Source organism: Bacillus sp. ISL-75, from assembly GCF_018613095.1.
In genome coordinates, this window is sequence record NZ_JAGGQX010000022.1 from 68,394 (window position 1) to 86,122 (window position 17,729).

At 39.1% G+C, this 17,729-nt stretch carries 20 protein-coding genes and 1 tRNA gene; 13 read left to right on the top strand and 8 right to left on the bottom strand.

The genetic code is table 11. The features are described 5' to 3' along the window. Positions 1-56 precede the first annotated feature (56 nt). From J7E63_RS10445 to J7E63_RS10485, 9 genes are all read left to right on the top strand, one after another. A complete protein-coding gene (locus tag J7E63_RS10445) occupies positions 57-1,238 on the top strand; it encodes a substrate-binding domain-containing protein (protein WP_215011754.1) in 1,182 nt (393 codons plus the stop codon). A 105-nt stretch (positions 1,239-1,343) separates the two neighbouring features. Further along, positions 1,344-2,117, top strand: coding sequence for an ABC transporter ATP-binding protein (locus J7E63_RS10450; protein ID WP_215011708.1), 774 nt, complete (start codon positions 1,344-1,346; stop codon positions 2,115-2,117). After that, entirely contained in the window at positions 2,095-2,802 is a 708-nt protein-coding gene (locus tag J7E63_RS10455; protein WP_215011710.1) for an ABC transporter ATP-binding protein, read from the top strand. Before J7E63_RS10450 ends, J7E63_RS10455 begins: the two co-directional genes overlap by 23 nt. Before the next feature lie 18 nt (positions 2,803-2,820). Then, positions 2,821-3,681 (top strand): branched-chain amino acid ABC transporter permease, encoded by an 861-nt coding sequence (locus tag J7E63_RS10460; protein WP_215011712.1) that lies wholly within the window; start codon positions 2,821-2,823, stop codon positions 3,679-3,681. 7 nt (positions 3,682-3,688) lie between these two features. Beyond that, complete coding sequence (locus J7E63_RS10465) at positions 3,689-4,687, top strand: branched-chain amino acid ABC transporter permease (protein ID WP_374193719.1); 999 nt, start codon at positions 3,689-3,691, stop codon at positions 4,685-4,687. A gap of 12 nt (positions 4,688-4,699) precedes the next feature. Continuing rightward, positions 4,700-4,879: a hypothetical protein gene (locus tag J7E63_RS10470; RefSeq protein ID WP_088089358.1), complete on the top strand. Its 180-nt coding sequence runs from the start codon at positions 4,700-4,702 to the stop codon at positions 4,877-4,879. Between the two features lie 18 nt (positions 4,880-4,897). Continuing rightward, positions 4,898-5,920: a 3-oxoacyl-ACP synthase gene (locus J7E63_RS10475; RefSeq protein ID WP_215011714.1), complete on the top strand. Its 1,023-nt coding sequence runs from the start codon at positions 4,898-4,900 to the stop codon at positions 5,918-5,920. After that, on the top strand, positions 5,913-6,809 hold the full coding sequence (gene phaZ / locus J7E63_RS10480; RefSeq protein ID WP_215011716.1) for an intracellular short-chain-length polyhydroxyalkanoate depolymerase: 897 nt from the start codon (positions 5,913-5,915) through the stop codon (positions 6,807-6,809). Before J7E63_RS10475 ends, phaZ begins: the two co-directional genes overlap by 8 nt. Positions 6,810-6,922: 113 nt before the next feature. Then, positions 6,923-8,422, top strand: coding sequence for an acyl-CoA synthetase (locus J7E63_RS10485; RefSeq protein WP_215011718.1), 1,500 nt, complete (start codon positions 6,923-6,925; stop codon positions 8,420-8,422). Positions 8,423-8,457: 35 nt separating this feature from the next. On the opposite strand, the gene J7E63_RS10490 is transcribed toward J7E63_RS10485, so the two are convergent. Then, positions 8,458-8,775, bottom strand: coding sequence for a spore coat protein (locus tag J7E63_RS10490; RefSeq protein WP_215011720.1), 318 nt, complete (start codon positions 8,773-8,775; stop codon positions 8,458-8,460). Beyond that, positions 8,772-8,978 (bottom strand): hypothetical protein, encoded by a 207-nt coding sequence (locus J7E63_RS10495; RefSeq protein ID WP_215011722.1) that lies wholly within the window; start codon positions 8,976-8,978, stop codon positions 8,772-8,774. The genes J7E63_RS10490 and J7E63_RS10495 overlap by 4 nt, the downstream gene beginning before the upstream one ends. Before the next feature lie 136 nt (positions 8,979-9,114). On the opposite strand from J7E63_RS10495, the gene J7E63_RS10500 reads away from it, so the two are divergent. Genes J7E63_RS10500 through J7E63_RS10510 form a run of 3 tightly spaced genes read left to right on the top strand, consistent with a single transcriptional unit; the run spans position 9,115 to position 10,853 of the window. Continuing rightward, positions 9,115-9,324 (top strand): spore coat protein, encoded by a 210-nt coding sequence (locus J7E63_RS10500; protein WP_168245424.1) that lies wholly within the window; start codon positions 9,115-9,117, stop codon positions 9,322-9,324. 14 nt (positions 9,325-9,338) lie between these two features. Continuing rightward, positions 9,339-9,698, top strand: coding sequence for a spore coat protein (locus J7E63_RS10505; protein ID WP_215002380.1), 360 nt, complete (start codon positions 9,339-9,341; stop codon positions 9,696-9,698). A gap of 18 nt (positions 9,699-9,716) precedes the next feature. Then, the gene (locus J7E63_RS10510) at positions 9,717-10,853 is read left to right on the top strand and encodes a zinc-dependent alcohol dehydrogenase (protein WP_215011724.1); all 1,137 of its coding nucleotides are present in this window, start codon (positions 9,717-9,719) and stop codon (positions 10,851-10,853) included. Positions 10,854-10,890: 37 nt separating this feature from the next. Here J7E63_RS10510 and J7E63_RS10515 read toward each other — a convergent pair whose 3' ends face one another. Together J7E63_RS10515 and J7E63_RS10520 are read right to left on the bottom strand one after the other, a co-directional pair. Then, entirely contained in the window at positions 10,891-11,802 is a 912-nt protein-coding gene (locus J7E63_RS10515; RefSeq protein ID WP_215011726.1) for a selenium metabolism-associated LysR family transcriptional regulator, read from the bottom strand. A gap of 136 nt (positions 11,803-11,938) precedes the next feature. Then, positions 11,939-12,511, bottom strand: a complete 573-nt coding sequence (locus tag J7E63_RS10520; RefSeq protein WP_215011728.1) for an RBBP9/YdeN family alpha/beta hydrolase — start codon at positions 12,509-12,511, stop codon at positions 11,939-11,941. Between the two features lie 214 nt (positions 12,512-12,725). On the opposite strand from J7E63_RS10520, the gene J7E63_RS10525 reads away from it, so the two are divergent. Beyond that, positions 12,726-14,066, top strand: a complete 1,341-nt coding sequence (locus J7E63_RS10525) for a DEAD/DEAH box helicase (protein WP_251033475.1) — start codon at positions 12,726-12,728, stop codon at positions 14,064-14,066. 53 nt (positions 14,067-14,119) lie between these two features. On the opposite strand, the gene J7E63_RS10530 is transcribed toward J7E63_RS10525, so the two are convergent. The 4 genes from J7E63_RS10530 to J7E63_RS10545 form a co-directional block, all read right to left on the bottom strand. Next, positions 14,120-15,658, bottom strand: coding sequence for a solute symporter family protein (locus J7E63_RS10530; protein ID WP_215011732.1), 1,539 nt, complete (start codon positions 15,656-15,658; stop codon positions 14,120-14,122). Next, the gene (locus tag J7E63_RS10535) at positions 15,658-15,984 is read right to left on the bottom strand and encodes a DUF485 domain-containing protein (RefSeq protein WP_215011734.1); all 327 of its coding nucleotides are present in this window, start codon (positions 15,982-15,984) and stop codon (positions 15,658-15,660) included. The genes J7E63_RS10530 and J7E63_RS10535 overlap by 1 nt, the downstream gene beginning before the upstream one ends. A gap of 343 nt (positions 15,985-16,327) precedes the next feature. Then, a tRNA-Ala gene (locus tag J7E63_RS10540) sits at positions 16,328-16,400 on the bottom strand. A gap of 81 nt (positions 16,401-16,481) precedes the next feature. After that, the gene (locus J7E63_RS10545; RefSeq protein WP_215011736.1) at positions 16,482-17,177 is read right to left on the bottom strand and encodes an MgtC/SapB family protein; all 696 of its coding nucleotides are present in this window, start codon (positions 17,175-17,177) and stop codon (positions 16,482-16,484) included. Between the last annotated feature and the right edge of the window lie 552 nt (positions 17,178-17,729).

Here is a 17,729-nt window from a genome sequence, read left to right on the forward strand (position 1 = left end):
AAAGAGTGAAGGGTAATAGAGGGAAATGGGCAATTTTAGGTTTACTTATTTTTGTGATGATGTTTGCCAGTGCATGCAGCTCAGATCAATCATCATCAGACTCGAAAGACAATGGTGGTTCGGAAAATAAAGATCCAATCAAAATTGGCGTGCTTGCCTCCAAAACTGGGGCTTTAGAAGCCTACGGAAAGCAAACCTTAAGAGGTTTTGAGCTAGGCCTTGATTATGCAACCGAAGGTAAATTGGAGGTTGCTGGCAGAAAAATCGAATTCATTGTGGAAGATACAGAAACGAAGCCGGAAGTAGCCGTACAAAAAGCAACAAAGCTGTTAGAGGAAGATAAGGTAGATTTCCTTGTTGGATCCTCTAGTTCTGCGGATACCTTGGCGGTCTTACCGCTCGCTGAAGAATATCAAAAGATAATGGTGGTTGAACCTGCAGCAGCTGATAGCATTACAGGTTCAGAGTTTAATAAGTATATGTTCCATTCAGCACGTAACTCATCTCAAGATGCCGTAGCAGGTGCGGCAGCGATTGCAAAAAAAGGAGTGAAAATAGCGACACTTGCTCCGGATTATTCGTTTGGTCGTGATGGCGTTGCTGCCTTTAAAGAAGCGGCCCAAAAACTGGGTGCTGATATCGTAAAGGAAGAATATGCGGATCCAGCAGCGACAGATTTTACTTCTAATATTCAAAAAATAGTTGACGCAAAACCTGATTACTTATTTGTGGTATGGGCCGGAGCAAACTCCCCTTGGAAACAGTTGTCCGATATGAAGGTTCAAGAAAAAGGAATCAAAATTTCGACGGGGGCCCCGGATATTGCTGCTTTATCAACGATGGAGCCGTTGATTGGGATGGAAGGCTTTAGTGTTTATTATCATGACCTGCCGAAAAATAAAATTAACGACTGGCTCGTAGCGGAACATAAGAAGAGATTTAACAACGATGTACCTGATTTATTTACCCCAGGGGGGATGAGTGCTGCTATTTCGATTGTAGAGGCATTGAAGAAAACGGAAGGTTCTGCAGATGCTGATAAATTAATCGAAACCATGGAAGGTATGAGCTTTGAAACACCGAAAGGAAAGATGACTTACCGACCAGAGGATCACCAGGCACTGCAAACCATGTATGCAATTAAGCTAGAGAAGAAAGATGGTGTTCCATACCCGGTCCCAGTACTGATCAGGGAGCTATCTCCTGAAGAAACTGCACCGCCAATACGGAATAAATAAGTTAAAGTCATCTCAACTGATAAAAAATGACGAGGGTTTGACCGACATAAATTGCTGGTCACCCTTTTTCCTTATTTTACGCTAAGAACTTAGGTGGTGAAACGAATGTCTACACTTATTGAAACCGATGATTTATCAATTACGTTTGGCGGTCATACTGCAGTGGATTCCGTCAGTATTTCCGTTCCTGAAAAACACTTCAAGTCAATTATTGGACCAAATGGGGCCGGGAAAACAACCTTTTTCAACCTGTTAAGCGGACAATTAACTCCTACTAAAGGAAAAATATATTACCGCGGCAAAGATATTACGAAATTTTCATCTACGAATCGAACAAGGGTGGGAATCGGCCGTTCTTTTCAAATCACTAATGTCTTTCCAAATCTAACAGTCTTAGAAAATGTCAGGTTAGCCGTTCAATCGCAAGCAGGAATTCGTTACCAAATGTTTTTCCACTATAAAAAGTATCGGGTATTTGAAGAAAAGGCTCTTGAGTGGCTGAAATTGGTCCTATTAGATGAAAAAAAGAATTCACTAGCAAGTAACCTCGCACATGGGGAAAAGCGGAAGCTTGAGATTGCGATGCTGCTGGCTCTTGAAACTGAAGTACTTTTATTAGATGAGCCAACAGCGGGGATGTCGCTTGAAGAAGTTCCAGCGATATTAGAAGTTATCAAGAAAATAAAAGAACAAGCGAACCGGACGATTGTCCTGATTGAACACAAAATGGATATGATTTTGGATCTATCAGATTCAGTGATGGTGTTATTTAATGGAAGACTGCTAGCAGACGGAACTCCTGAAGAAATCATGAAAAATGAAACCGTTCAGTCTGCCTATTTAGGAGGTCATTTTGATGAACGACCTGTTGAAGCTTGATCAAGTAGAAACGCATATTGGTCAATACCATATTCTACAAGGTGTTTCCTTTGAGGTGAAAAAAGGCGAAGTAACGGTACTGCTTGGAAGAAATGGAGCAGGAAAAACGACGTCATTACGAACCATTATGGGACTAAATCCAGCTTCGAAGGGAAGTATTGCTTTTAAAGGAGAAACAATACAAACACTTCCCACCTATACCATTGCTAAAAAGGGCATCGGCTATGTCCCCGAAGATCAAGGGATTTTTGCAGGTTTAACCGTAGAGGAAAATATGCGCGTGGCGATTCAGAAAGAAAATGAAGAAACAGCTAAAAGGATGGATTCGATTTTAGAGTTGTTTCCAGACTTGAAAAAGTTTTGGAAAAAACCAGGCGGCCTTTTAAGCGGCGGGCAAAAACAAATGCTTTCGATTGCCAGAGCCTATGTAAATGAAAACGAGCTCTTGTTAATTGACGAGCCTAGTAAAGGCTTGGCTCCCATCGTGGTTGAGAAGGTGATGGAATCTATTTTACAAATGAAAGATCAAACCACCATTGTGTTAGTGGAACAAAATTTCATGATGGCAAGCACGATTGGTGATTGTTTTTACATTATCGATGATGGAAGAACTGTTAGTCAGGGAACAATGAAGCAATTAAAAGAAGATGAAGAGATGAAACGAAAATATTTAGGGATTGCGTAAGGAAGGGGGAACATCTTTGTGGAATTACTCATGAATTTAACCTTAAATGGCTTGGCAACAGGGATGCTGATTTTTTTATTAGCCGCCGGTTTAACCCTCATTTTTGGTTTGATGGACGTGCTGAATTTTGCTCATGGCGGGTTATTTGCCTGGGGAGCTTATAGTGGTCTTTGGATTTACACGAAAACAGGCAGCTTTATGATTGGAATTATTGGCGCCATCCTAACAGGATTTCTGTTAGGGATTATTACCGAAAAGTGGATCATTAAACCGGTGTATGGAAATCATGTCCAGCAAATATTAATTACTCTTGGTTTAATGCTGGTTTTATCCGAAATGCTGAAAGTCATTTGGGGTCCTAATCAAATAACCGCATCGCCCCCCGATTATTTAAAAGGAAGCTGGGAGCTTGGCGGCGTCATTATTATTAAGTATCGAGTCTTTATCATTTTTGTGGGATTTCTCATTTTTACCGGCGTTCAATTTTTACTCAAAAAGACCAAAATTGGTCTAGTGGTCCGAGCTGGCGTCATGAATAAAGAAATGGTTCAGGCGCTTGGTATCAATATTCAAAGGGTATTTATGTTTGTGTTTATGATTGGTGCCGGAATGGCTGCTCTAGGTGGTGTCCTCCTTGGACCATATTCGGGAGTAATCCATGCGGGTATGGGAATGGAGTTTGCCATTTTAGCGTTCATTGTTGTCGTCATTGGGGGGATGGGCAATTTTAAGGGCTCTGTTTTAGCCGCCATCTTAGTAGGGCTCTCCGGTTCTTTTATGGCCTATTATGTCCCGGACCTCTCACTGGCAGTTAATATGCTCCTAATGGCAATTGTCCTTATTATTCGACCGCAGGGTTTATTTGGAGCGAAGGGGTGAAAATACAGTGAGGTTTATTCAAGGGAATAGAATGACAGCGATCTTTTTAGTCGTCGCCGCTTTTCTGCTGCTATTACCTTTTGTTTATGAATCTAGAAACCTATTGATTTTGTTAACACAAGTGTTTGTGTTTTCAATTTTTGCGATGAGCTATGACCTCCTATTGGGCTTTACGGGAATCGTTTCCTTTGGGCATGCCATGTTTTTTGGAATTGGAGCTTATTCAATGGGTATTTTTATGAAACGATTTGAACCAACGCTTATTTTCTTCTTACTGGCAGTCTTAACAACAATTGTGCTTACAGCTGTGGTCAGCTTCATTGTTGGGTTGCTTACACTACGTTTGAAAAACCATTTTTACGCTATGCTAACCCTATCTTTATCTGGCCTTTTCCTCGTCCTAGCGGAAAAGTGGCGGACCTTGACCTATGGAAATGATGGGTTCACTTTTCGGGTCCCTGAATTGTTTATTGACCGAACTAATTTTTATCTCCTCAGTCTTATTGTTATGGTTGCCGTTTTTCTCATCCTGAAGCGATTTACCAATTCACCGTTGGGACGCGTGTTACAGGCAATTAGAGAAAATGAGCAGAGAACGGAATCATTAGGGTATCATGTTCTTCATTATAAAATTGCCGCAAGTGTTGTATCTGGAGTACTGGCAGGTGTTGCAGGGATTTTATATGCGATTTCGCTCCGATTTGTGAATACGAGTGTGTTCTCAATGGATATCACCTTAGATGCCTTATTAATGACGATCATTGGCGGGGTTGGAACATTAATTGGGGCAATTATCGGGGCAGGATTAATTGAATTTGCTCATGATTGGCTGACAGAATTAGCGAAAGAGCATTGGATTTTTGAGCGTTGGATAATCTTCTTCGGGATAATTTATATCTTGGTGGTGATGTTTTTCCCTCGTGGAATTGTTGGTACGTTAAGTACGCTTTCATGGAAAAGAAAAAAACAACCATCCGCAAAAAAAGAGGGGAAACTGGCGGGATAGAAGGAGGAAGGAATGGAGTTAAATCAAATTGCTTCTTTTGTTGTTCGGTTTCAGTTGGCCGCTTTTGAGAAGGAAACAGGCGAGAAACAATGGAGAATAAAAGTTACCCATGTTCAAGAGGACAGAGAAACATTATTTGAATCGATTGAAGAAGCGCTGATTTTTATGAAGGCAATGGCGGAAAAAGCATAGAGAGGTAGATGATTAGGTTTGCAAATCGGGATCCTGAGCACGGGCATTTATTTGCCTGAAGAATTTTTGACTGGAAAAGAGATTGCAGAGATGGCCGATATCCCTGTTTCAGTTGTTGAAGAAAAAATGGGCATAAAGAAAAAGTATATCCCAGGACCAGAAGACCATACGTGTGAAATGGGGATCGTCGCTGCAAAACAAGCTATTGCTAAAGCAGGAATCGATCCAATGGATATTGACCTTGTTATTTATATTGGTGAGGAACATAAGGAATACCCTCTGTGGACCGCTGGTATTAAACTTCAAGAAGCAGTTGGAGCTTTGAATGCATGGGCATTTGATGTTGCCTTAAGATGCGGGACAACTGTCATGGCATTAAAAGTGGCAAAATCTATGATGATTGCTGATCCAGGTATTCAAACGGTTCTTCTTGCAGGTGGGTATCGGAATGTGGATTTCATTAATTACGACAATCCAAGGACCCGTTTCATGTTTAATCTCGGTGCTGGCGGTGGAGCGATCCTTTTAAAAAAAGGGCATAACGAAAACCTATTAATGGAAACGGAAATAATTACTGATGGTTCTTTTTCAGATGACGTCGTCGTTGTTTCCGGAGGGACTAAGAACCCCATTACAAAAGAGGCTATTGCTCAGCGCCTTAATAAGCTCGATGTTCTCGATCCAGAAGGTATGAAGGAGCGCCTCGAACAGAAATCAATGAATAATTTTCTAAAGGTCATTCGTGAATCTTTAAGGAAAAGTGGGTTTAGCGAGAAGGATATTTCTTATCTTGGTATCCTTCACATGAAAAAGTCCGCACATGAATATGTTTTAAATGAACTGGGTTTGTCCGAAGAGCAATCTATTTATCTAGAAGATTATGGTCATATCGGGCAAATTGATCAGATATTGTCCTTGGAGTTGGCCTTATCAGATGGAAAAGTTAAAGAAGGCGATGTTGTCGTTTTAGTTAGTGCTGGAATTGGCTATGCGTGGGGAGCAACTACAATTAAATGGGGGAAGGTTGATCTGGATGATTAATGTGACATTAAAGGAAGCTAAACTTACAAATGGCGAAACACTTACTTATCGGGAGAGGGATGGAGGAGAAATAAAAGTTTTGTTAATCCACGGAAATATGACTTCTTCGAAGCACTGGGATTTGGTGCTTGAGAATTTGGATGCCAAATATAAACTATATGCGGTTGACTTACGAGGATTTGGCGGCTCAACCTATACCAATCTAGTGATGTCAATAAAAGATTTTTCAGATGATGTAAAGCTGTTTGTTGATGAAATAGGCTTAAAGGATTTTGCGGTTGTAGGATGGTCAACCGGTGGTGCGGTTGCAATGCAGTTTGTCGCAGATTACCCTGGGTATGCAAATAAACTTATTTTATTAGCATCAGAATCAACGAGAGGCTATCCATTTGACGGGAAATTTAATGAAAATGATGAGCCGCGGAGATTTGCGTTACATGAAGAGATCAAAAGGGATGTTACGAAAACAATACCTGTCCAAACTGCTTATGACACGAATAACACTGAATTATTGAAGCTCATTTGGAACGCTGTTATCTATACTCACAATCAGCCTGCACCTGAACTTTATGAGGCGTATGTTCAAGATATGAGAACCCAGCGAAATTTAGCTGAGGTGCATCATTCCAATAACACGTTTAATATCAGCCACCATCATAATGGACTTGTTGAAGGAAATGGTAAAGTGGATGATATTACGGTACCAGTACTGGTCCTAAGCGGAGACCGTGATTTTGTGGTAACTCGAGACATGACGAAGGAATTACTAGAGGACCTAGGGGAAAAAGCTAGGTTTATTGAGTTAAAGAATTGTGGTCACTCCCCATTGGTGGATGATCTTCCACAGTTAGTAAACGCGATTACACAATTTATAGATAGTGATGTTTAAGAAAAATGTGTCGATAACCATCCATATCCGATAATAGAGTCTGATTATGTAACTCCCTTGTAACCGGAAATGAGTAAGATAGTTGCATCTAGTAGTGAAGGAGCGATTATTCGGTGAGGTGGGAACTGGATTGGCTTGATAATAGAGCAAGATTATCTCCGGAAAAGGATGCAATTATAGATGAAAAAACAAACAAAGCTTGGACGTTTAAAGAAGTAAATACACGGGCAAAGTCTGTAGCAAGCTGGCTCCTGTCCCAAGGTGTTAGAAAAGGCGATCGGGTTGCCCTTTTATCACCTAATGATATTAGTTATTTTGATTTATTATTTGCCTGTGGAAAAATGGGAGCCATCTTGGTTCCTCTGAATTGGCGATTATCGCAGCAAGAGATCAGCGAAATATTGCAGGATTGTACACCCGTGTTAATTGGAATCCATCAGCAATTTGAGACGATCTACGAACAATTAACCAACGTTTGCCCGAATTCCTTTTTAATTAGAGCGGAAAATTATCTTGAAATTTCTTCGTATCCAATTAGAGATAGTTTTACAGAAGATATCATTGAAACCGACCCGTTGGCGATGATTTATACAGGGGGAACAACCGGTAAACCTAAGGGTGTAGTGTTAAGTCATCAGTCAATCTTATGGAATGCAATGAACACAATAATAAGTTGGAGCTTAACAGCTGAGGATGTTACGGTAAATTATTTACCGATGTTTCATACGGGTGGAATAAATGCGCTTAGTATCCCTGTCCTTATGATTGGTGGAACTGTTGTTATAGGCGATCAATTTACCGGACAAAAGGCAGTGGGATCCATCAATCGTCATCGCTGTACGATTATTCTCTTGGTGCCTACCATGTATCATTTGCTCATTCAAACCAATGACTTTCAAGGCAGCGATTTTCCGACAATGAAAATCTTTTTATCAGGTGCTGCGCCCTGTCCTTTACAAATATATGAGGCTTTTCAAAAAAAGGGGTTAGCCTTTAAAGAGGGGTATGGGTTAACGGAAGCAGGGCCGAATAATTTTTATATTAGCCCGGAAGATGCCCGTATAAAACGTGGGTCTGTCGGTAAACCGATGCTGTTTAATTCGATAAAATTAGTAAAACCAGATGGTCGAGAAGCAAAAAACAATGAGGTTGGTGAACTATTAATTAAAGGGAAGCATGCCTTTTCGTTTTATTGGAATAATGAACAAGCAACATCGGAAACGTTGATGGAGGGCTGGATTCATACAGGGGATTTAGCCAAAAGGGATGAAGAAGGCTTCTATTTTATTGTCGGCCGGAAGAAAGATATGATTATCACAGGCGGAGAGAATGTATATCCGCTTGAAATAGAGCAATGGCTCGCGGAACACCCAGACATAGATGAGGTCGCAGTCCTCGGATTGCCGGATAAAAAATGGGGCGAAATTGTAACCGCTTTTATTGTGTTAAAAGACTATTCAACTGTAGGAGAGGAAGAATTGAGACCTTATTGTGAGCATAAATTAGGTCGATACAAAATTCCAAAGCGATTCATTTTCTTAGAAGAACTGCCAAAAACCCATGTGGGAAAAATAGATAAAAAGAAATTAAAGGAAATGAGCACGATCATTTAAAGGGAGAACAAACCGTTCTCCCTTTTTCTAATAATCTAATTCAAGGCATTTTCCTTCTTTTGTGCAAGATTTAATGCCGTATCTGACACCGTTAGGTCCACCTGCAGCTGCTCACTTAAATCATGTGGATGATAAAAACCCTTTGCTACCATAAAGTTGGTTATTTTTTCATGTGTAGCAATGGCGTCATTTAATTGTGCTCGTAAGGCTGCTTTCAATTCTGGTGTAGCGGTTTCTGTAATCGCAACAGCATAATTTCTCACACCGGCCTTTGCGGAAATGAGAAAGTCAGTTGCAATGACTTGATCAGTCATTCCGCCCATTCCCATCATGTTTCGAATGAAATGATTCACTGCTTTTCCCTCCGATCTGTCAAAAACTGCTGCAGCTGTTGTATATGCTGGGTACCTGTAGTGACATCCCCTGAAAGTATTGTCTTCAGTTCCTCGTCTTGGGCCAAAACACTCATCGTTGTCGCCTTAGTTAAGCAAAGATTTTTAAATGATAACAATTCATGAAGGTCTAATGTTTCATGAAGGTTTAAATACTTTGTCATTTTGTTCCCTCCAACACGAACATACTTTATCCCATTATATTTTCTTAGATAATCCCAGTTTATTCACCTTATCATCTGCATAAAAGGAAACGCCAAAAGGGGAAAATACATATGTTAAGAAACTGGAGGTGTTTATATGGAGGAGGGCAGCTTGGGCTTACATGAGACGATGGAAACCCATGAAATTCTAAACTTTAAAACGGTTTGCTTGCTTAAATCAAAATTAATGCAAGGAATCTGTTTCGATAATGAACTAAAAGCACTAATGCAAAAAGATGTACAGCAAACGATTAAAGATATTAATGAACTTATCGGTTTCTATAAACAAAGCCAACTACTACAATAAGTGAGGTGGAAAAATTGGAGGACTATTTAGATCCAAGGAACGCAGAAGGAATGCCGAACTTGGCAGATTCAGCTTTTGCCATGGACTTTTTACTTGCCGTGAAAACAGGAATACGCAACTACGGTTTTGCGATAACCGAAACCGCCAATCCTGAACTTAGAAGGGCTTTACATAAACAAATGGAAGCAGCGATTGATTTGCACACGGAAATTTCTGACTTAATGGTTAAAAAGGGCTGGCTTCATCCTCATAATCTAAAGGAACAATTCCCTATTGATTTGAAGTCCGCAGAAACAGCCGTGCAAATTGCCCAATTAAACCTTTTCCCTAACGATACGGACCGCCTTGGCATGTTCGCGACACCAAACAAATAATAGGAGGGAGAAAACTGAATGAAGGCAGTTACATACCAAGGCATAAAAAATGTTCAAGTAAAAGAGGTCAAAGATCCAGAAATAAAAAATGCTGATGATATCATTGTGAAAATTACCTCTTCAGCGATATGCGGTTCAGATTTACATTTAATTCATGCGATGATTCCAAGCTTGCCAACAGACTATGTTATTGGTCACGAGCCGATGGGAGTAGTCGAAGAGGTTGGCTCAGAAGTTACTAAACTTAAAAAAGGTGACCGAGTGATAATTCCATTCAATGTTAGTTGCGGTCATTGTTGGTATTGTACTAATGACCTAACAAGTCAATGTGATAATTCCAATCCTCATGGAGAAATTGGAGGTTTCTTCGGTTATTCTGAATTAACCGGTGGTTATGCAGGGGGACAGGCTGAATACATGCGCGTCCCATATGGGAATTTCACCCCATTTAAGATTCCAGAAAATTGTGAGGTGGAAGATGAAAAACTAGCGTTACTTGCTGATGCAGCTCCAACTGCTTACTGGAGTGTTGATCATGCTGGTGTAAAAGATGGTGATACGGTTATTATTCTTGGCTGCGGTCCGGTGGGATTGCTAGCCCAAAAATTTGCATGGTTAAATGGTGCAAAACGAGTGATTGCAGTTGATTATATTGATTACCGTTTGCAGCATGCCAAACGAACAAATAAGGTGGAAATTGTTAATTTTGAACAACATGCTAACACTGGAGAATACTTAAAGGAAATTACCCAAGGCGGGGCCGACATCGTGATTGATGCAGTCGGAATGGATGGAAAATGGACACCGCTTGAATTTCTTGCTTCGGGCATGAAACTTCATGGTGGGGCGATGGGAGCGATTGTCATTGCTTGTCAAGCAGTCCGAAAATGCGGAACCATTCAAATAACAGGTGTATATGGTGGTCGATATAACGCTTTTCCACTAGGAGATATTTTCCAACGAAACGTGGATATTAAGACTGGACAGGCCCCAGTTATTCCTTATATGCCGTTCCTATACGATATGATAAATGGAGGAAAGCTTGACCCTGGGGACATTATCACCCATGTACTGCCCTTGGACCAAGCAAAACATGGGTATGAAGTATTTGATACAAAAATGGAAGATTGTATTAAAGTTATCCTGAAACCGTAATACCCTGTTCCTTGATAAAATAAAATAGGCTGAGTATTTACTCAGCCCACTTTGTGTGGTTACCGCCAACCAAATCCAAGGCACCTTCAATAAATAATTTTGATAGGAGTGATTGCGTTTTATTAATGTTGTAAACAAGATAAAAATATCTTTCGTCATCAAAGCCATTTATATCATGCATCTTTAGCATATTTTTAGAGGAATATTCGCTTGCAGCAATTTCAGATATAATCGAAATGCCAATATCCTGTAGGACAAATTGCATTAAACTCTGACCGCTTTCTATATAAGCAATGATATTTAATTTGTCCTTATGAATCTTACTTTTCTTAAGGAAACGTTCCAAAAGAGCATTCGTTCCTGAGCTAGAATTACGGATCACAAATGGATAATCTAAAATCTCCTCGATATTGACAGGTCCCACAATCTCGTTTTGGTTCGATGTAATTAAGACTAGCTTTTCTTTTAATAAAGGAATATAGTGAAGTTTGTCGTTTTCGTATTTATCACCCAGTATCCCAACATCAACAGATCCATTTAAAACCTTTTCGGCCACAATTTTTGAGGAAGATTGATTGATATGAAACGTCGCTTCAGGATACTGTACTCTAAATTGCTTGACCATTCGCGGAACCATAAATTGCCCAGGAACAGAGCTCGCTGCGATCCTTATCATTCCACGGAGGTCTGTCATCCCCTCTTTTAGGTCAAGCAATGCTTGGTCCTTAATGAGCAAAAGCTTGAGTGCCCACTGATATAAGCGTTCCCCTTGAGGAGTAAGAATACTTTCTCTTCCGACACGATCAAAAAGATTCATATTTAACATCTTTTCTAATGCTTGGATATGAGAGCTAACGGTTGATTGACTTAAAAAAATATCATCTGCTGCTTTTGAAAAGCTTTTGTGTTCAACCACTTTTGTAAAAACATACAACTGATGCAAATCCAAATGTATTTCCTCCTTGGAATATTTATATAATCGATTAATTGTGATTGATAAAATAGATAAAATTAATTTATATAATGGCTTAGAATGGAAGAAACGTCAATAAAAAGAAGGAGTGATGTCTCACTCCTTCTTTTTATCAATATTGAACAATTTCTTTACGAGAAAGACATAAATCTAAGATCCATGGCCATTCCCCGTGTCCAGACTTCGTATTAATATGACCAGCATTTGGTATGGTAACGGAAGGCAGCCCGAGATTTAAATAGTTTTTTGAATCGTCCAAACTGCAATAGGGATCATTACAAGAATGGACAAATAAGGTTTCCGCAGATGTTCGCATTAAATGGTTTCCATCCAGCGGTACCGGATAGAAGGATTTCGCTTCAGTGAGAATATGTGATGGAGATGGCGGTGCAACGAGTATAACTTGTTTGGCAATTTGTTTGTTTAGAGTAGAGGCATAATGAAGCCATAGTAAGCATCCTAGACTGTGTGTGATAATCGTTAAGTTATTTTCCTCAGGAATCGTCTTCATTGTAGCGGACAGTTCCTCCAACCAGACCTTCTTATTAGGTAAATCAAAGTTAGAGAAAGTTGGGTAACAAACTTGATGATTTCTTTGTGTTAATTCTTGAGCCAGCCATGTTTGCCAATGATCAGGTCCGCTCCCGCCTAGGCCATGCATGATGAGAAAACTGTTTTGGTTCATATTAATATTCGCCACCTCCAAAGTTTACTATTCCGATGGAATAAGTTGGTATTATATTGTGATACAAAAATTATAGTTGTTTTAAAAGAAAAAGGCAACTAATGTCTGAACATTTATATATTTTTTTGAATAACGACAGGAAAAGTATATTTGCAATTGGAATGATAAACAATCAAAATAAATGGATAGGTTAAAAATGAAAGTAGGGGTTTTTTTGTCAGATTTTTTAAAATTGGGTATTTCAGAAACATTAGTGAATAAATTACGCGGCCACGGTATAGCAAAACCGACACCGATTCAAGAACAAGCGATTCCATTTGTGATGAATGGTAACGATATAATTGCACAGGCGCAAACGGGAACAGGGAAGACGTTTGCTTTTATTCTACCGATACTTGAAAAAATTAATCATGATGCAGAACAGGTTCAAGCGCTTATCGTGACTCCAACCAGAGAATTAGCACTGCAAATTACAGATGAATTTGAAAAATTGATAGCAGACATTAACGGTGTAGATGTCCTGGCTGTCTATGGCGGGCAGGATGTCGATAAACAGTTAAAAAAATTAAAGAGGGGAATGCAAATTGTTGTTGGGACTCCTGGCCGACTTTTAGATCATATTAGAAGAGAAACCATCCGTTTATCGGAAATATCCTTCCTTGTTTTAGACGAAGCAGACCAAATGCTCCATATAGGCTTTCTTAATGAAGTGGAGGATATTATTAGAGAAACTCCAGCAAGCAGGCAAACGATGCTGTTTTCAGCAACGATGCCGCCTGAAATTCGCAAACTAGCAAAAAAGCATATGCGTGATCCTGAATATATTCAAGTAGAAAAAACACAAGGTCCGGCTGAAAATGTTAAGCAGATTGCGATTCATACAACGGATCGTGCTAAACAAGCCACGCTTATTCAATTAGTGGAAACGTATCGTCCCTATTTAGCAGTAGTTTTTTGTCGGACGAAACGAAGAGTAAGTAAACTTTTTGATGTCCTGAAAGCAAACGGCTTTTCTTGCGATGAATTGCATGGTGATTTGTCTCAAGCGAAGAGAGAACGAGTGATGAAGCGTTTTAGGGATGCCGAAGTGCAATTGTTAATTGCTACAGATGTGGCGGCGAGAGGACTAGATGTTGAAGGCGTCACGCATGTGTTTAATTATGATATCCCTGAAGATGCTGACAGTTATGTTCATCGAATTGGCCGAACAGGCAGAGCTGGAATGACAGGTCTTGCAATTACCTTTTATTCTTCGGCGGACAGGCCAATGCTCGAAACGATTGAACAAGAGTTAAACATCATTATTCCAAAACAAAATATGAGTAATAGCGAAGAGAAATCCGAAACAGAAGACGTTAAAAAAGAACGTAATACAGTTCATAAAGATAAACGTGGAATGAGTAAAGCAAGAACAAGCACATCACGAAATCGAAACGATACAGGTAGAAGGGAAAATAGGTCTGGAGGAAAAGGCAGCTCTGAAAGAAGGTCCCAAACCGTTACGTCAGGAAGAAACAGTACGAAAACAGGTCCAGGAAGAAAAGGATCAAGATAATATACATTTTTATAACAAATGGGACTGAAAATGATTCAGTCCCATTCGCTTATTTAACCACCAATTCTAATGCCAGTATTCGATTTAACCAGTACCTCCTCATATCTTTTTACATCGGCTTTTTGGCTTGAGAAAATAGTTCCAAGATAGCCCGCAATAAATCCGAGTGGAATAGAAACAATTCCTGGTGTTGTATACGGGAACCAAGGCTCACCTACAAAAATCGCTTTTCCAACTTCAGGGCTAAATACATTCGGGCTGACTAGCACCAATCCGATTGCTGAAATAAGCCCAACCACCATAGCCCAAACGGCACCGGTTGTATTAAAGCGTTTCCAGTAAATTGTATACAGAATAACAGGTAAATTTGCACTCGCTGCGACGGCAAAGGCAAGTGAAACTAAGAAGGCGACATTAAGAGTTTGTGCACCTAACGCAAGTATAATAGATATGACAGAAACTCCAACTGCTGCCCAGCGTGCCATACCCACTTGCTGCTTTTCTGTTGCTTTTCCCTTTTTAAGGATAACGTTATAGAAATCATGGGCAAACGCTGAGGCAGCTGTTAGAACAAGGCCAGCAACAACAGCCAGAATAGTTGCAAAAGCGACTGCTGAAATAAAAGCAAATAACATATTTCCACCAAGAGCTTGGGCTAAAAGCGGAGCAGCCATATTTCCTGCCGGATTAGCTGCAACAATTGTACTGTTACCTACAAAAGCTGCCGCACCGAAACCAAGAAAAATGGTCATAACGTAAAAAATCCCAATGATCCATGTGGCATAAACGACTGAGGAACGAGCAGTTTTAGCATCCTTTACTGTAAAGAAACGAACAAGAATATGGGGAAGACCAGCTGTTCCTAGAACTAGTCCCATGTTTAACGAAATCGTATCAAGGCCAATTTTGTATTTTACGCCAGGATTTAAGAAGGTCTCCTTTAATGGTGTTGCAGTTTTCATTTGTGCAAACATATCGGTAATACTCCAGTTAAATTTGGCAAAGACAATAATAGAAATGACTAAGGTACCACCCATTAATAGAACGGCTTTAATGATTTGTACCCAGCTTGTTGCATGCATTCCTCCAAAAATAACGTATACAGTCATTAGTACGCCAACAATTAAAACGGATGTGGTATATTCTAAGCCTAATAATAATTTGATAAGTGCACCTGCACCAACTAGCTGAGCAATCATGTAAAAAATCGAAATGGTTACCGTGTTCATGGCGGCAAAACCACGCACTTTTTTTGCATCAAATCTTGCAGCAATCATATCTGCAAAGGTATATTTTCCGAGGTTTCTTAGAGGTTCAGCTACCAAATAAAGTACAACAAGATAGGCAACTAGGAATCCAATGCTATAAAAGAAGCCATCAAATCCCGTTAAGGCGACTGCCCCTGCAATTCCAAGGAAGGATGCAGCGGACATATAATCCCCAGCGATGGCAAGTCCATTTTGCCAGCCAGTAAGACCTCCGCCAGCCGTGTAGAACTCACTTGCATTTTTCGTCCGTTTTGAAGCGTAGTATGTAATCACTAATGTAACAAAAACGATACATAGAAACATAGTAAATGCAGCTGTATTCATTAGTTAGTCCCCCCTTCTTTGATGACTTTATTAGCTAACTCATCAAATCTTGCTGCTTTTTTCGAGTAAAGCATACATAAAACCCATGTCATGACGAATTGTAAGAAAGCAAAGACCCATGCCCATGTTATACTTCCGATAAACTTATGATTTAACACTGTCGAATAGGAAGTTAATACAGGCAATGCAAAATAAAAACAAAAAAAGAATATGGTGATTGGCACGATGAATTTTTTCTTTTCGGAGAGTAATTTTTGAAATGATGATGATTGAACAATTGCGGTGTAATCGCTTTCAGAATTAACCTTAGTTTTTTTTGCCTCCAATGGTAGTTCCCCCTCTCATATAAAAACCCTTTGTTCAAATCTGAGGTCAAAAAAAGACAATGCTGATTGGTCAATTGTTGAGGAAAAATAGATCGTGGCGGTAATTATACTGGAAGAAATTAATTTTTTTAAAATTCACCCCTTTAAATACAGATTTTTCTAAATTTTAAAATTACATTTTCGATTTTATTATATTGAGAAGGGAATTTGCAATAGGAAATTTTAAAAAAAGGTAAAAATACCCATTAAATATTTATTAGGAGAAATAATTGAGAGGGTTGGATGTTATTTTGTAAATCAGAGAAATAAAAAAAACCCTTGCAGCGCAAAGGTTTTCGAAATATGGAGAATAGGGGGCTCGAACCCCTGACCTCTTGCATGCCATGCAAGCGCTCTCCCAGCTGAGCTAATCCCCCAGTTTATTGGTACAAGAAAAATTATATCTGTATTGCTATTATCTTGCAAGAGAAAATTTTGATTTAACATAAATTTTTTTTCTAGCCAATACTTTCGATTTCAACTTTCTGAACACCTTCTAAATTCGATACAGAAGAATACACATCGGTTGTCTTTTCACGGTAATCCACTGCAACTAAGATTTGAACAAGATGGTCCCCGTTGTCTAAATCTTTAATCTTAAGTCTACGAACAATATAATTTTTTTCTAATAAGAAAGAAATCGCTTTATCAATTTGATTTTGATCTCTAATAAATAAGTGCAACATGACTTCTTTTTCCCGTAATTGTTTGGGACCAATGATCTTCATTAAAAATGGAACAAATTCCACACTAATAATAAGTAGCGCAACACCAACAAATGCCTCTATGAAAAAACCAGCTCCGACAGCTATGCCAATTCCTGCGGCTCCCCATATCATAGCAGCCGTAGTTAATCCTGAAATACTATCATTGCCCCGTCTTAGAATTACACCCGCACCTAAGAAACCAATTCCTGAAACAATTTGTGCTGCTAAGCGAAGAGGGTCCATTGTAATTTTGACATTATCCGAATTGGGAAACATATACGCCGATTCAATTGATACAATTGTCAGCAAACAACTCACAACCGAGATAACCAGACTTGTCTTAAGTCCAACTGGTTTTCTTTTTAATTCTCGTTCTAGACCGATAATAAGGCCAAAAACAGCAGAAACACCTAATTTAATTAATATATGGATATCGATACTACTCATCTCAGGTTCACGTCCAATTACATAGTCTGTTGACTGAAGTTTTGTTTGTTGTGGTGGTAGAAAATATAGAACGATTGGAAAAAATTAATGGTTTCTCTATGTTGATTCTACACATAAATGAGTACCTAATGGAAGAACAAGTGGGAACTTATATTTTTATGATTTAATGCACTTTTTGACTATTAATCAATAACTGTCTATTTATTATATGATAAAAAGGATCAAAAAAGGCTATAACAATTAGTTTTACATGTCCCTGTTTTTTATATGGTCCTTGCTTTAGTAATAAGAATGAGCTTTTTAAAAAAAACTTTTAAAATTATATTGCAAACATTAATTTATCATGTTATATTAAATCTCGTCCTCATCGAGAGAGTCAACTAACGAAAAAAAGATTTTAAAAAGTTGTTGACATTAAGATGTTGGATGTGATAAATTAATAAAGTCGCTTACGAGCGAATGAGAAATTGATCTTTGAAAACTAAACAAACAAAATCGTGCAAACAAACAAAATTTTTAGTTTCAATTACGAAACTAAGCCAACGTAACAAA

Excerpts from the sequence above, each read along its gene's own strand:
- J7E63_RS10510 (WP_215011724.1), top strand. The coding sequence starts at position 9,717 with ATGAAGGCAGTTACATACCAAGGCATAAAAAATGTTCAAGTAAAAGAG.
- J7E63_RS10470 (WP_088089358.1), top strand. The coding sequence starts at position 4,700 with ATGGAGTTAAATCAAATTGCTTCTTTTGTTGTTCGGTTTCAGTTGGCC.
- J7E63_RS10495 (WP_215011722.1), bottom strand. The coding sequence starts at position 8,978 with ATGACAAAGTATTTAAACCTTCATGAAACATTAGACCTTCATGAATTG.
- J7E63_RS10530 (WP_215011732.1), bottom strand. The coding sequence starts at position 15,658 with ATGAATACAGCTGCATTTACTATGTTTCTATGTATCGTTTTTGTTACA.
- J7E63_RS10545 (WP_215011736.1), bottom strand. The coding sequence starts at position 17,177 with ATGAGTAGTATCGATATCCATATATTAATTAAATTAGGTGTTTCTGCT.
- J7E63_RS10450 (WP_215011708.1), top strand. The coding sequence starts at position 1,344 with ATGTCTACACTTATTGAAACCGATGATTTATCAATTACGTTTGGCGGT.
- J7E63_RS10455 (WP_215011710.1), top strand. The coding sequence starts at position 2,095 with ATGAACGACCTGTTGAAGCTTGATCAAGTAGAAACGCATATTGGTCAA.
- phaZ (WP_215011716.1), top strand. The coding sequence starts at position 5,913 with ATGATTAATGTGACATTAAAGGAAGCTAAACTTACAAATGGCGAAACA.
- J7E63_RS10520 (WP_215011728.1), bottom strand. The coding sequence starts at position 12,511 with ATGAACCAAAACAGTTTTCTCATCATGCATGGCCTAGGCGGGAGCGGA.
- J7E63_RS10445 (WP_215011754.1), top strand. The coding sequence starts at position 57 with ATGATGTTTGCCAGTGCATGCAGCTCAGATCAATCATCATCAGACTCG.
- J7E63_RS10500 (WP_168245424.1), top strand. The coding sequence starts at position 9,115 with ATGGAGGAGGGCAGCTTGGGCTTACATGAGACGATGGAAACCCATGAA.